This is a genomic window from Gaetbulibacter sp. PBL-D1, assembly GCF_050509525.1.
Taxonomy (GTDB): Bacteria; Bacteroidota; Bacteroidia; order Flavobacteriales; family Flavobacteriaceae; genus Gaetbulibacter_B; species Gaetbulibacter_B jejuensis.
In genome coordinates, this window is record NZ_JBNWKB010000015.1 from 53,752 (window position 1) to 67,220 (window position 13,469).

Annotated in this window: 12 protein-coding genes; 1 reads left to right on the plus strand and 11 read right to left on the minus strand. The window is 33.7% G+C overall.

Features of this window, described 5'->3' with window-relative positions; translation table 11 throughout:
• Window positions 1-16: 16 nt before the first annotated feature.
• The 8 genes from ACQ0RB_RS12715 to ACQ0RB_RS12750 all read right to left on the minus strand — a co-directional run bounded on the left by ACQ0RB_RS12715 (window position 17) and on the right by ACQ0RB_RS12750 (window position 11,092).
• Window positions 17-1,108 (minus strand): serine hydrolase domain-containing protein, encoded by a 1,092-nt coding sequence (locus ACQ0RB_RS12715; protein WP_430498886.1) that lies wholly within the window; start codon window positions 1,106-1,108, stop codon window positions 17-19.
• 8 nt (window positions 1,109-1,116) lie between these two features.
• On the minus strand, window positions 1,117-2,580 hold the full coding sequence (locus tag ACQ0RB_RS12720) for a serine hydrolase domain-containing protein (protein ID WP_430498888.1): 1,464 nt from the start codon (window positions 2,578-2,580) through the stop codon (window positions 1,117-1,119).
• A 26-nt stretch (window positions 2,581-2,606) separates the two neighbouring features.
• Window positions 2,607-3,371, minus strand: a complete 765-nt coding sequence (locus ACQ0RB_RS12725) for a CPBP family intramembrane glutamic endopeptidase (RefSeq protein ID WP_430498890.1) — start codon at window positions 3,369-3,371, stop codon at window positions 2,607-2,609.
• Window positions 3,358-4,812, minus strand: coding sequence for an amidohydrolase family protein (locus ACQ0RB_RS12730; protein WP_430498892.1), 1,455 nt, complete (start codon window positions 4,810-4,812; stop codon window positions 3,358-3,360). The genes ACQ0RB_RS12725 and ACQ0RB_RS12730 overlap by 14 nt, the downstream gene beginning before the upstream one ends.
• A 9-nt stretch (window positions 4,813-4,821) precedes the next feature.
• Entirely contained in the window at window positions 4,822-6,858 is a 2,037-nt protein-coding gene (locus ACQ0RB_RS12735; RefSeq protein ID WP_370000184.1) for an FISUMP domain-containing protein, read from the minus strand.
• Window positions 6,859-6,958: 100 nt separating this feature from the next.
• Window positions 6,959-8,236, minus strand: coding sequence for a DUF418 domain-containing protein (locus ACQ0RB_RS12740; protein WP_430498894.1), 1,278 nt, complete (start codon window positions 8,234-8,236; stop codon window positions 6,959-6,961).
• An 18-nt stretch (window positions 8,237-8,254) separates the two neighbouring features.
• On the minus strand, window positions 8,255-10,282 hold the full coding sequence (locus ACQ0RB_RS12745) for a serine hydrolase (protein ID WP_370000189.1): 2,028 nt from the start codon (window positions 10,280-10,282) through the stop codon (window positions 8,255-8,257).
• Between the two features lie 36 nt (window positions 10,283-10,318).
• Window positions 10,319-11,092 (minus strand): hypothetical protein, encoded by a 774-nt coding sequence (locus ACQ0RB_RS12750; RefSeq protein ID WP_430498896.1) that lies wholly within the window; start codon window positions 11,090-11,092, stop codon window positions 10,319-10,321.
• Window positions 11,093-11,237: 145 nt separating this feature from the next.
• Between ACQ0RB_RS12750 and ACQ0RB_RS12755 the strand changes: the two genes are divergently transcribed.
• Entirely contained in the window at window positions 11,238-12,149 is a 912-nt protein-coding gene (locus ACQ0RB_RS12755) for a PAS domain S-box protein (RefSeq protein WP_370000195.1), read from the plus strand.
• Between the two features lie 3 nt (window positions 12,150-12,152).
• Here the strand turns inward: ACQ0RB_RS12755 and ACQ0RB_RS12760 are convergent, their stop codons facing one another.
• The 3 genes from ACQ0RB_RS12760 to ACQ0RB_RS12770 are packed head-to-tail and all read right to left on the minus strand — an operon-like array spanning window position 12,153 to window position 13,458.
• The gene (locus ACQ0RB_RS12760; protein WP_430498898.1) at window positions 12,153-12,500 is read right to left on the minus strand and encodes a hypothetical protein; all 348 of its coding nucleotides are present in this window, start codon (window positions 12,498-12,500) and stop codon (window positions 12,153-12,155) included.
• A 60-nt stretch (window positions 12,501-12,560) separates the two neighbouring features.
• Window positions 12,561-13,139 (minus strand): RNA polymerase sigma factor, encoded by a 579-nt coding sequence (locus ACQ0RB_RS12765; protein ID WP_430498900.1) that lies wholly within the window; start codon window positions 13,137-13,139, stop codon window positions 12,561-12,563.
• Window positions 13,126-13,458 (minus strand): DUF6249 domain-containing protein, encoded by a 333-nt coding sequence (locus ACQ0RB_RS12770; protein ID WP_370000204.1) that lies wholly within the window; start codon window positions 13,456-13,458, stop codon window positions 13,126-13,128. The genes ACQ0RB_RS12765 and ACQ0RB_RS12770 overlap by 14 nt, the downstream gene beginning before the upstream one ends.
• Between the last annotated feature and the right edge of the window lie 11 nt (window positions 13,459-13,469).

Sequence of the window (13,469 nt, forward strand, 5' to 3'; positions counted from 1 at the left end):
TTTATCGTTATACGTACTATGCATAAAACCATTTATCGTCCAAATATTCAAGAATATTCTGCGCACAATTTGAGGAGAAAAAGTTATCGCTATTACTAAACATAACCAGGCCATAGCCTTTATCCTTATAAAATTGGCAATAGGCCCTAAAATCTCCATTGTTACCAGAATGGAAATAGCGCAATGAGCTATCCACTTGCTTTACGGGAAATGCTATGCTACGGTGCCGTTCACCATCTTCATTGGGCATGCTCTCTTGCAACGAAAGCATCTCCTCAACGATTTCTTTATTATCGGATTTGGGATTCATCATATGGATCAAGAATTTAGCATAATCTTTGGAAGTCGTATGAAGGCTATATGCAGCTCCAAACTCATTTCTTCCTTTTCTCAAAAATTTTGGGCCATTTTGGGTAGGTTTACCATTTCTATGTCCATAAGACTTTTTTAAAGAGAAATTTTCCTGCCAAGTAAACTGCATAAAATCAAGATTCAACGGTTTTACAACTTGTTCCTGAAATAGCTTATTTAAACCTTTATCATCAAGGTTTAAAAGGTGTTTCAGAACATCTTTCAAGTATTGGTAGCCTTCGCCAGAATACCCAAATTTGGTTCCAGGCTCGAACAATAATTTTAACTCTCCATCAGTTTGATCACGCCAATTGGGCAGACCCGACGTATGGCACAATACCATTCGAGCCGTCATTTTTTTATAACGTTCATCAGCTGCCAGATCAGCATTTGGCAAATACTCGTAAAGGGGTCTATCTAAATCGATGGTACCGTTTTTTACTTGTAGCATTACGAAGTATGCAAACACAGGTTTAGAGAGGGAACAGGCTTCAAAGAGTGTGTTTTGGGTGCATTTTTCTTGTGTAACCAGATTTTTAAACCCAAAAGCATTGTTATATACGACTTTATTGTTATGTATGATCGCAATGGACAAGCCTGCAACGTTGAGTGAATCTAATTGATGTTGAATAAAACGATTAAGTTCTGTTGGGTTTACTTGATTCGCTTTAACCGTTAGTATCGTTTTATCGTTAGTGTTACATGAGGTAAACCCGATACTGATAAGTAGGAAACAAATTAGAATATTCTTTTTCATTTGATTTTTTATTGTTTCAGATAATCGCTATTGTATCCATCTGCCTTGGTCATACGTACATACCTTATTTCGCCATCCTTATTCTTTAAAAATTCATAAAGTGTGTTGTTGTTTGGTTGAATGAATATGTTTTCTGCCACAGGCACCAATTTTGATGAAGCGCCTGTTTCATTTAAAAAATTAAGCTCTTCTTCAATAACTTCAAATTCCAATATCTCTTCGCCTCCTTTAAACTTTCCTTTGAACTTGTTCATTTCCACTTCGTTCATTAAAAACCTATTATATATCTTTGGCTGTAAAAAGTCCCAATTATTTGCAGCCGCAACAGCTCTAGCGATATAGCTCATCAAGGACATTCCGTTATCGCTATTGGTCATAATAACCACACCTTGTTTATGATTAAGTGAACCTACCATATAGCAGGTAAAGCCTGAATTACTTCCCCAGTGTTCAAAGACTAAATCTGTGCTTTTATCATTGTAAATTTTTGCGAATCCTAGCCTTTCAGTGGTTTTAGCGAACACACTATCCGTCATTCTTTTTGATAAAATGGTATTGGTATTTGCATGATGGTCATCCAAAACGGTCACTAAAAAATTTGCCAAATCGGTAGGGGTGGTCCAAATGCCTCCTGCTGCTTTATAAGGAAACAATTTATAAGGGTAGGGTTCTAAATCATTAGTATATCCTGTAGCCATTTGCTGTGAAATGTGTTTTGGAACAGGCTGTTCGAATGAGCTATTGTTCATATCACACGGCTCAAATATCAATTCAGTCATGACATCATTAAATTCCTTGTTAGTGATATCCTCAATGAGTTTTTCAATGACTGAATAGCCTGGATTAGAATACACTTGCTTTTGGCCAGGAACATAGACTACTGAAACAGGTGGATCCACAGACGGTTTTTCTCCTGTCAACATCTGGGTTATCGTTGGAAATTCTTCATTTGGGAAATAAGATGACTGTACATATCTTTCGAAACCTGCCCGATGACCAATAAGACGTTTTAGGGTAACTTTTTCTTGTTCTGTAAATTCATTTTCAGGGATTTTCCATCCTTCAAGATACTTGTTGACGTCAGCGTTTAATGATAAAACGCCTTTTTCCACTAAATTTAAGGCTGCTAATGCGGTAACAGGCTTACTTAAAGAAGCACCATTAAAGACGGTATTGGGGGTAACCTTTATAGAATCTGAAAGATTGGAATATCCATAGGTTTTTTGCCAAGAGATCTTACCATTATCAAAAAAGGCGATACTTACCCCTGCAATATCGTCTTCCCGCATAATTTGAGGTATTGACTTTTTATGGTCCATACCCTTTAAGTAATGAACTGGTACAAGATTTTTTTCAATACATTCTATTTGTGCGATAGAATCTTTATTTACATCTGTCGATGTCGTTACTTTTTTCTTTTTTTCCTTACAAGCTGAAAGGATAATCAGAGCGATTAGAAGTGATTTTTTCATTTTTTTGATTGATAATTTGTTAAATACTAAACGGAATACATATAATACGTTAGGATGATTGCAGACATATTATAAACTCCATGCGCCACAATAGATGCAGTAAGTCTTTTTGTTAAAATAAATAACAAGGTGTACATAATTGTCGGTACCAGGATATCAAACCAATCCAGTGCTGTAACCGGCATATGACCAAATGAAAATATAACAATGGACAGGATGGCAGATATCCACAAACCTGTTTTTGGGTTCTTAAAAACATCTTTGAGGATATTGATAAAATAGCCTCTATTGAAAAACTCTTCGGTAATACCACCACCAATCACACCAAGAGCGATAAATGATAGAAGCCCTAGGATGCTACCATCATACATCTCCAGCATGCCCTTGATATCCTCGCGATTTGCTCCTCCTGTGTTGGGAATCAATAGAGTAAACTGTAAGACGGTCCATAACGCTCCAAAACCAATACCCAAAAGCAAATCCTTTTTAAGGTTTACGAATTGGAAACCGATATATTTAAAGTCTTTTTTCAAAAGTTTTAGCGACCCATACAGTAATGCCGTAATGGAAAAAAGCTGAAATAGGGCCATAAACAATAAATTGATACCTTTTTTACCACCGTTGATTTTTGTTACTCCAAAGAATACATCCGGAATGATAAAAAGTGCATAGCCAAAAATGATGGACAGGATAAAAACGGTTAACGTTTTTGCTTTGCTCACGGTTCTTGTATTATTATTTGTCATATCTACTATTTGAATTTTTTTGTTGTAATTCTTATTCTTTGCCAAACTGCTCTTCTATAGTTTCCAAAATTGATTCAGGGTTATAACCAATCCCTTTTTTGAATACGGTTTCCACATTTTTAATTAGAGTAGCATCTTTTTCCAAATTTCCGTTCAGGATTACAAAATCGGCTCTTTTACCTACTTGAATGGTTCCAACGTCTTGACGTTCCAATGCTTTTGCTCCGTTGCCCGTCATAATCTGAATGGCTTCTTCTGTTTTAAAACCAGCTTCAATAAGTAGTTCGTAATTTCTTTGGTCACCAAAACCTGGAAGCACATGTCTGCCCGCATCTACACCCGCACATAATAAACCGCCCATTTTGTAATACTGATATTCGAACTGCATGATTCTTTTTAATCTGTTGTTTCTTATACTATCATTCATTTGTTTATCAAAACTTGCTCTTCGTTCCTTGTATTGGTCTTGTAAAAAAGGCGACATTGCTTTTATAGTTCTTTTATCTGCAAAGGCTCTGTTGGGTATGCTGGCTTCATAAATAGATACTGTTGAGGTTAAAAAGACCTTATTATCTATCATTAACTGTTGTAGTCGCTTTACTTCTGGGCTGTCAATAATTAAATCATCCATATATTCGCGACCACCATTACACTGTCCATAATCTTTATTGGTTCTAAAATCACTTGTGCTGTTTAAGCCATGTTCGATTGCATCTATTCCTAGTTTTGTAGCTTCTTCAAAGGTTATTGAACATAAATGTCCTCTTACTTTTGCTTGATTATTATGGGCAACTTCGATAATTGTTTTTAAATCATCTGGATTTGTATTTCGATAGACTTTAAACCATTTTACACCTTGGTCTAACCAATGTTTCATGGTGTCTTTCAGATGTTCAGTATCTCTTGGAATAATCATATTAGGGTTACCACCTTGTCCAGTTATAAAAGGCGCGCTAGGGATGATTTCGGGTCCAACTTGTTTAGCGTCTTTTATTCGTTTTGACAGTTCCAATTCATTATAAGGTGATGCCGCGCCACAGGTCTGTATGGTTGTGACCCCAGAAGCTAAATATAATTTAGCAGCTACGTCACCAACATCAGGAAATCTAGGAATATGTAAGTGGTTGTGCATGCCTACTATACCGGGTATGATTGTTTTTCCTTTTAGGTTAATCGTTGTAGCATTATGAGGAATTTTAATATCAGCATCATTGCCCATCTCTTTGAAAATTCCATTCTTAATGATTAGTGTTTGATTTTGTTTTAAAGCTTTACCTGTTCCATCCACTATCGTGGCATTGGTAAATGCTAACAAATCTTTGTTGTATTTTATGTATGGTTTTAAGCTGTCTGATAGATTGATAATTTGATTTTCATTGTATTGTTTGTCTACAAATATTTTACTTTTTGTAGTGTTTTTACAACTTGAAAAACAAAACAAAAAAGTCATTATAAAATAGAGATAAGTTAAATTGGGTAATGACATAAATTCCAGTTAATTTTTTGATTTTAGTTTTTCTAAAATCTTTTCTCCATTAATATTTGTTGGATCTATTTCAATAGACTTTTTATAGTTTTCAATTGCGAGTTTTTTATTTCCAGCTTTCATATAGGCTTCTCCTAAACTGTCATATACATTTCCAGAACTAGGAAATGCTGCTACATTAAGTTTAAAAACCTCTATAGCTTCCTTGATTTTACCAGCTTGTAATAAACTATAGCCGATTGTATTCATTTCACTTTCTTTAAGGGTGTAGTCTTTAGAATTCTTATATTTTTCGTAATGCTTGAGACCTTCTTCTATTCCTTTATCATTTATGATTTCAAATAGGGAATTTGCCAATGACACTATCTTTATGTCATATAATTTGGCTTCAAACAATTTGTTTAAAAAGCGTTCATACGTTTCTTTATCAGTTCTTCTGCCATAAATTCCTTTTGTTTTTAGAGCCACAACAATATCCATTGATGGAATAACTGTGATATATTGCCCTTGATTTCCAGTAGCCGTATATGCTCCTTTAAATTCTGGCTTTAAATTTGGACTGTCCCAAATGCGCCACATAAGTCCTTGTCCCCATTTCCACCAAGGCCAATCTTTTAGTCTCGGGTCGACTTTATACATATCTTCATAGCTTGTAGTTATCGTAGTCATTTTTTCTACCCAAGATTCTGGTATCACTTGTTCATTTTTCCATTGACCCTTTCGAAGCATTAGATAACCAAGTCTTGCCATATCTCTGGTAGATAATTCAAAATGATAGGCTTTAAATTTAGATTTGCGTGTGTCTCCTGATTTTTGTTGTTTGGTTATATCCCATTGTTGGAAGTCTATTTTTTTTGCAATATCTATTTCGAAAGCTTTGTAAATGTCTTGACCTGTTTCCTGTTCGAAAATGTGACCTGCTACGTTGAAGTCCCAATTGTTGTATATAAAATAAGTTCCTGGTTTTTTACTCCCACGTTCTGGAAACAACCATTCATTACCTCCTGGGTTACTAGCAGGATGAAACACCCCTGATTTAGATTGTAGAATATCTATTATTTTGGCTTCCTTTTCAATATCTAACAGACCTCCAACATCATCAATGTTCAATTCTTTAAGTGTCTTGTTTAAATCTATAGTTCCATTCTCCACATATTTTCCATACAGCATTGACAGTAAACTTTTTCTAACAGATGCTATGTAACTCAATTCATGAGTGTCCCCATAATCATAAATCATTTTACCGCTTTGAATCACAATAATACCCGTAGCATTTGTACTGTCAATAGCATATCTGTATAGTTGGTTAATTTTATCTTGGCTCCAGCCAAACTTGGAAACATCTTCCATCATTTCCCACTCCTTTTCAGGATATGTGATGTATTCTTTAGCAGGAATATCCCTCACATACCTTACACTAAAACCGCAACCCTTATTACCATATTCACGTCCTATTTTTGGGTTATTCACCCCCATCAACCTTTCATGTGCTCTTGTAATATCGTGAGCATCTGCTACCCAAAAATTGGCATGTTCATTTTGAAATCTAAAGTCACCATAATCCGTTCTCCAGCCAGCAAACCTTATGTCAAATCCAGAACTTCCATTTTCTTTTAAAGCAATAATACTTTTTTCATTACCCCTCCAACCATTTTTCGCTACTATCTCTTTGGGCATTCCGACAGCTGTTTCCAACTGCATCCAATCAGCATCAGTTGGTAGTCGCCATCCCTCGGGTGCTAACTCATTTGCCTTTTCCCAAGAATAGAGTGCACCGTATGTTTTATAAGATGCTGTTTTTTTTGCTTTTTTAACCGAATTGCCCTTGTAACCATAAACCGAAATATTTACAGTATCCACCTCTGGCAGGTAAGCAAAGTTTTCAGCAAACCAAACTTGTGAGCCAATAGTTACTGTTTTATACGCTTTACCATCTCTAGGGTCTGTAAAGGTGTTTTCTTTTGACTCTTGCGCATTAGCATAATTCTGGAACCTAATTGCCAATACTGCAATGATGATAATAATTTTGATTGTTTTTGTTTTCATTTTGATTGATATTTTTTTAGTACTATATATTACAAGATACTATTTATAGCAAAATGTTACAATTTGAGTACTCTTCTTAATTCTTTAATAATTCTATATTTTAAGTTTTGTTAAATGACTTATAGGTTAATTTTCTCCAGAGAAATTCCAATGGTCCTTGTTTGAAATTTCTCAACCATATATGTGTGCAGATGATTTGAATAGCCCAGATTGCTACAACAAACCCTAACAGCTCAAATCTTGAAAAGCTATTGTGCAATCCAAAGCCATAGCCATAAAACAGAAGTCCTAGAATGATACTTTGGAAAATGTAATTGGATAAAGCTGTCCTGCCTATTTTGGTAAACACCTTAAACCTTACATTCCTTAAATACTTCTGATATGCCCCGTTTAATATTAATATATAGCCAACGCCTAAAATTTCTTTTGGAAACGTAAAGAGCAATGCATTACATGTGCTGATATTTGGAATATGGTCTTCGTAGGTCCATTGATAATAGCGTAAATAGTTTATTGCCAATCCAATTATTAAAACAGAAACAGCTATAGGCCAATAATATTTCCATGATTTATAGTCAGAAAATATGCCTGTTCTAAACAACAACATGCCTATTATCATCACTATTAAGGTTGATAGAATTAAAGATTGATAATAGAATTCCCCTTTATGAACGTTATGATTTTCATAAGAGTTTATCACTCCTTGCCAATAGGTAGGTTTTGGAACCTCAACTTCCTCTGAAAGATTAGGCGACTTTTTAGTATATCTGTTTTCCCAGGAAGTGATTAACTTATAGTCCTTATCTGTTCTATTAGCCTCTTCTTTATATAGTGCCTTGGTATAATTTGAATATGATTCCTGTCTTTTTGAAACACTCTCGTACGATTTTATAAATAAAAAGGAAGCTAAAAACAAAACAATCAGCACCAGGTTTTTACTTTTCATAGAACGGAATGGAAGCAAAAAAAGACCACAAACAGCATAGTGATACAGTATATCACCATCCCAAATAAAATAGGCGTGAATGATTCCTATAACAAACAACCACAACAACCTTCTAGCATATATATCCATAGTCGTTAAGCCATTGACTTTTTGCTGGATACGTTCCATAAAAATAACAAAGCCTACACCAAAGAGTAATGCGAACATGGTGTAAAACTTGCCTTGAGTTAAAAAGTACACCCAAAAGCGTGTGGTGTGATCTATACTACTTTCATAACCATAGTGCCAAGAACTCCATGGGTTGGGATACACAAAGGACTCTATGTTTATAAACAGGATGCCTAAAATGGCGATACCTCTTAAAAAATCCAAGGATGGAATACGCTCTGTAGCTGTTGTAGGTTTTATATTTTTAAAATTCTCTGTAGTCATTTAATTATTCATTGCACTCTATTTATCAAAAACAATTTTACTTAACACCTGAATATCTGGTATGAAACCATAGTCAGATTCTGAAATTATAGTGGAATTAGTTAGTAAAGCTATAGATAGGTTGCGTTCAGGATAGAGCAACAATAAAGAACTTGAAGATGGCAACTCTCCCAAGTGGTAGTATACTTTCTCTCCATCTTTGTTTTGACCGATATACCAACCCAAACCATAATTAACGGGTTTACCTTTTCCATTTAATTGATTTTGGAACATTTCAATTCGAATCTTTTCATCCAGTAGTCTATTATTAATAATGGCTGAACCAAACTTTACAAGATCGTCCGTAGTTGAAAGCAAACCTCCTGTTGCGTAAGAATAACTTAAATCATAAGGGGTAGCTTCTTCACCAGAGAGAAAATAAAATTTACTCTTATTGGGCATTATACTATCCTTTACTTCACCATAGGTATTATGCATATTTAATGGATCCCAAATATTGTGATGCATATAATCCAAGTAGTTCCTTTTAGATATATTTTCAATAGCTGCACCTAACAAGGTATAGTTAAATGAAGAGTATAAAAATTTAGACCCTGGTTTTACTACTAAAGGATCGTTTTTAAAAATTTCAAGAGCTTCTGATAAACTGTTGTAATGTTTCTGAACAAATATCTCATCTAAACTCTTTCCGTAATAATCGCGTATACCTGCTAAATGGCCTGCTACTTGTTGGACAGTAATAGGATGTTCTTTAATCGGAAATTCTGGTACATACTCTTGAATGGTCGTATTTAAATCTAATAATCCTTTGGAGTAAAGCTGCATAATAGCTGCTGCTGTCATTGTTTTGGATACGCTGGCTATTCGAAATTGAGTTTGGTTATTGACTTCTTTCTTTAATTGAATATCTGAATAACCATATCCGTTTGAAAATATGTTATTACTGTTTTTAGAGATTGATAACTGCAAGCCAGTTACGTTGTATTTTTCTTTAAACTCTATTGCCCAATTTTCAATTTGATTCGTTAAATCTTTTCTCTTACTGATTTGTGACTTACTGCTTTCGTTAACCTCTGTAGGATGATTAGACAAGGTAACTTTAGCCGATAGTATACCTGAAGATCTTTTCCATTCTCCGAAACTATTTGAACGATAATAACAGGCAAAATTCTCACGGTCTTTTTTAGATTTCGTTACCCCAAATACCGTACCTGCTACAACGGTACTCACTTGAGGAATTGAGATTTTTTTATTGTTAACTACAACCGTATCATAAGAAACACGATTGGGATACTCTTGCATATATTTTTCATATTTTTCTGCAATGTACTCACGGTCATCAGCGTTTAAAATCCATTCAAAAACAATAAAGAATGAGCCATCTGTAATTTTATGCAACTCTTTTACTTCAAAGTTCAGCCACCCTTTTTTTATATCTGATATTTCTATAATTTGTTCATTAATTAAATCCTTTCCAGGTTCATTCGTTAGGCTGTCTACAGACATTAATCGAAATCTAACTTTAAATTCAGGCGAAAGATTCTTTGCTATATATAATGAAGCATTGGTTATAAATTTTAAATCACGATTCTCTTTTTTAACCATTAATGCCATTGCACTTCCTGCTTTTAGTCTATCATAATGCAGTTGCCCTGATAACAATAAACTTTTACCGTTTCCATACGTTTCACTTTCCTTTTTACTCCTTTTAAAAGACAGCGTTACGGGATCTAATTTGGTAACATCCTCCTTAAGTTGAATTAACACATTTAATTTATCTGAAAACGATGAGACGTTTGCTGTTTGAGAAACAAAACCTAATGATGAGAAAATTATTGATGAATTTAATTTCTCCTTTGGAATTTGAATTGAAAAACTGCCGTCCTCATTGGAGATAGTTCCTACTTCAGTGTTTAGAATTCCAATATTTGCATAAGGTATTGCTTCATTTGAATTAGCATTTATTATTTTTCCTGCAAGCTTTACTTGAGCATCACTGGTTGTTATAAAAACAAATAATGCTAAAAAAGATAAAAAATTGTTCATAAATTTAATTTGATTTCTAATGGATTTAAAATTATATTATTCTATTGCTCTGTAACTAATTCGCCAAAGCATCGGTTCTTCTGTTTCTACACCTTCCCATTGCACTTCAATGGTTTTAGGAAGATTATACTCATTGTATTCGTATAGCCATTGTGTACCACTTTGAAGGTTTAACGTCATGTTATGACATGATAAGTTTTTTGGCAGCACTGCTTCTGTACCAAAGTAAGGCAATGGTTCTATCTGGAATATTTTGTCTAACCCAAAGTTGGGTGTGGCAGCACAATCAAATTCATAGTTGTAAATAATTTCATCTGTGTAATCTGGTGATGTCAATAGCCTAACCTCATGAACATTTCCGCCTTCGGTATAGGTGAAAGTTGGGGTGACCACATTGTTTTCATGAACTAAACCTTTAAGTCTTCCATTTTGGTAATAGGTATAATTGCGCTCTCCTATCTGTATTCCATTTTTATAGGTTTCATCCTTAACAATCTGACCTGCCTCGTTGTAATAAATTAATATATTGTGATTCAAAGAAGGGTATGTAAAATCGGTATAGATAATTTCCGAAACCCTATTGTCAGTATACATAAACTCATATTGTGAGCTTCTGTTATTTATGGCATCTGTGTCTTTTCGCTTTATTAATTGGTTGTTACTATTATAAAAGTATTCTCCGATTAAGTTGTTATTAAAGTTGTAAACTTTATCAACTAAAACTTGATTTTGGTCAGGAATAATAAAATCGTCATCACTACAACTAATGAATAAGATAGCTACACAAATAATTCTAATAATAGTTTTCATATTTTTTATTTCAAAATTAATTTGTCTATGAATTGTATACAAAATCACACTCTCAATATCGTTAACAAACCGTTAACAAGGACGATAATTTTTTCGATAGAAAGGCTTACTTTAGCGTTATATATATTTAGAATCATAAACCGAAATGCTTAAAAAAAAACAAGGACGAGAAACCGAGGCGCTTCTTACATTAATAGAAAAGAACAAAAAGCTAGATAGTTCTGGTCTATCTAAATTATTGAAAGAGCAGAACATTAATAAGCTAAAGTTAATAGCAGAACACTCTATTGATGTTGTATGTTTGCATCACCCCGCTGATGGCCGATATTTATATGCTAGCCCTTCTACAGAGAAAATAATGGGTTATACAGCCGAAGACCTTGAAGGTAAGGTGCCCATTGATTTTATCCATCCAGATCATTTTATAATACTTCAAAAGAATATTCAAGCTTCCACAACTGGTTTATCCAAGAAATTAGAAAAACTTGAGTTACTTTTTAAAACAAAGCACGAAGGCTATCTATGGTTTGAAGGGTATACTATACCTATATACAATCAAGAAAATGAGGTCGTTTTAATTTTAAGCTGCACGCGAAACATTCAGGAACGCAAAATTGCAGAAATAGAGAAACAAAAAAGAGAAATTGCACAACAAAATTTATTACTTACTTCAGCATTATTTGAAAAGAAAAAAGCCATCATAAAAAAAATTGAAAACAAAATTTTAGAGCTTGAGCCACAATTAAGAAAAGAGTTAAGAAGTATTTTAACTCATATTCAAGAAACCATGAATTTGGACGAAAGCTGGGAAGAGTTTTTGATACAATTCAAACAAATGCATCCAAATTTTTATAAGAACATCTCAAAAGCATATCCGCAACTAACCCAAAAAGACATCAAGCATTTAGCCTTTATAAAAATCGGTATGACGTCCTCTGATATTGCCAATGCCATGTTAGTTAAAAAAGAAAGTTTGAGAGTTAGTAGAAATCGGTTAAAAAACAAGTTAGGGTTAAACCCTTCTCAAAATCTATATGATTTTGTTCAAGGTTTTTGATATCTAACTCTTATCTTGAAAGCTTGCTAATTGTTGTGTTTTCAAAATATGGTTTGTACCCAATAATAAAAACAGAGTAGTTACAACCAACAATGGCATTTTACTTATTTTCAATTGAACATTGAACATGTTTAGTTTTGGCAAAAAATCAAAAAATATCAATAAAAAACAGATTATACCGATTCCAATTGTTCCTATCATAGCGAAGCGAAACATTTGAATATATTGGACATCTGGAAGGCGTTCTGTAGCTTTTTCAGCTTCTAATTTAAGCATTAATTTTTCTGTAAAATCTTCTGATGTATTGATTGTACTTTTTTGGATCAATTTTTTTGCGATGTCTTCTTTCATTTTTATTACCCTATTTTATTTTTTGTCCGTTTATTGATTTATGACGATTTAAAAATCGATTTATAGCAAATCTTTTAATTGATTACCCAGTAAGTCTTTTAGCACGATTTCCATATTCTTTCTTCCACGGTGTAAATCCACTTTAATCTTTGAAGAAGTAAAATTGGTTATCTGTTGAACCTCCTTTAAGCTCATATCACAAAGATAGAATAACCTTAATACTAATGCTTCATCTGCCTTTAATCTATCTAAAGCTAAAATCACGTATTTTTTTTGTTCTTCTTCCTTAAGAAATTGGATTGCTGTTTTGTCTTTTGCTAATGATTCAGTAGAGTTTAAGTCATCCAAATCCGAATAGCTTTTATTTCGTTTTAATTCATTGTACGCTGTGTTCACAACAATACGGTACAACCAACTTGAAAAGGCAGATTGATGTTTAAAACTATTTGCTTTTTGAAAAACTTTCATAAAAGCATCTTGAAGCACGTCTTCTGCTTTTTCTTTATCCTTTAAAATTGAACAAGCTAAAGAAAGGGACACATCCTTATATTTATCGACCAATTGTCTAAATGCTTGTGTATCGCCTTTCTTTACGCTTTCAATAAGTGCTGCGTCTATGTCGTTTTTATTTGTCGCCAAACTTATTTCTTAAAAAATGTGCAATCACCAAACCTATGGCTCCACAAATAAGAATTGTACCCCAAACCAATAAATCGGTTGTATCTTCTGAAAGCTCCATGGTTGTAAATATGGTAGAAACCATTAGTCCAACCCCCAAGCCACCTACTATGCAACCTATGTCTATATATTGGGCTTTTTTAGAATTTGAAGGTGTAGCGAGGCCTTTTTCAATCATTGCTCTCTTGATCAAGTATGTATATTTTGCAATAATAAATACTACAATAACTACTCCTGACATTAAGAATAATGCGCCCAGTGCTTCTTGATAATTTTCCATGTCTTTGTATT

Coding starts and splice junctions, on each gene's coding strand:
- ACQ0RB_RS12745 (WP_370000189.1), bottom strand. CDS start 10,282: ATGAACAATTTTTTATCTTTTTTAGCATTATTTGTTTTTATAACAACC.
- ACQ0RB_RS12755 (WP_370000195.1), top strand. CDS start 11,238: ATGCTTAAAAAAAAACAAGGACGAGAAACCGAGGCGCTTCTTACATTA.
- ACQ0RB_RS12720 (WP_430498888.1), bottom strand. CDS start 2,580: ATGAAAAAATCACTTCTAATCGCTCTGATTATCCTTTCAGCTTGTAAG.
- ACQ0RB_RS12770 (WP_370000204.1), bottom strand. CDS start 13,458: ATGGAAAATTATCAAGAAGCACTGGGCGCATTATTCTTAATGTCAGGA.
- ACQ0RB_RS12740 (WP_430498894.1), bottom strand. CDS start 8,236: ATGACTACAGAGAATTTTAAAAATATAAAACCTACAACAGCTACAGAG.
- ACQ0RB_RS12715 (WP_430498886.1), bottom strand. CDS start 1,108: ATGAAAAAGAATATTCTAATTTGTTTCCTACTTATCAGTATCGGGTTT.
- ACQ0RB_RS12760 (WP_430498898.1), bottom strand. CDS start 12,500: ATGAAAGAAGACATCGCAAAAAAATTGATCCAAAAAAGTACAATCAAT.
- ACQ0RB_RS12730 (WP_430498892.1), bottom strand. CDS start 4,812: ATGTCATTACCCAATTTAACTTATCTCTATTTTATAATGACTTTTTTG.
- ACQ0RB_RS12735 (WP_370000184.1), bottom strand. CDS start 6,858: ATGAAAACAAAAACAATCAAAATTATTATCATCATTGCAGTATTGGCA.
- ACQ0RB_RS12750 (WP_430498896.1), bottom strand. CDS start 11,092: ATGAAAACTATTATTAGAATTATTTGTGTAGCTATCTTATTCATTAGT.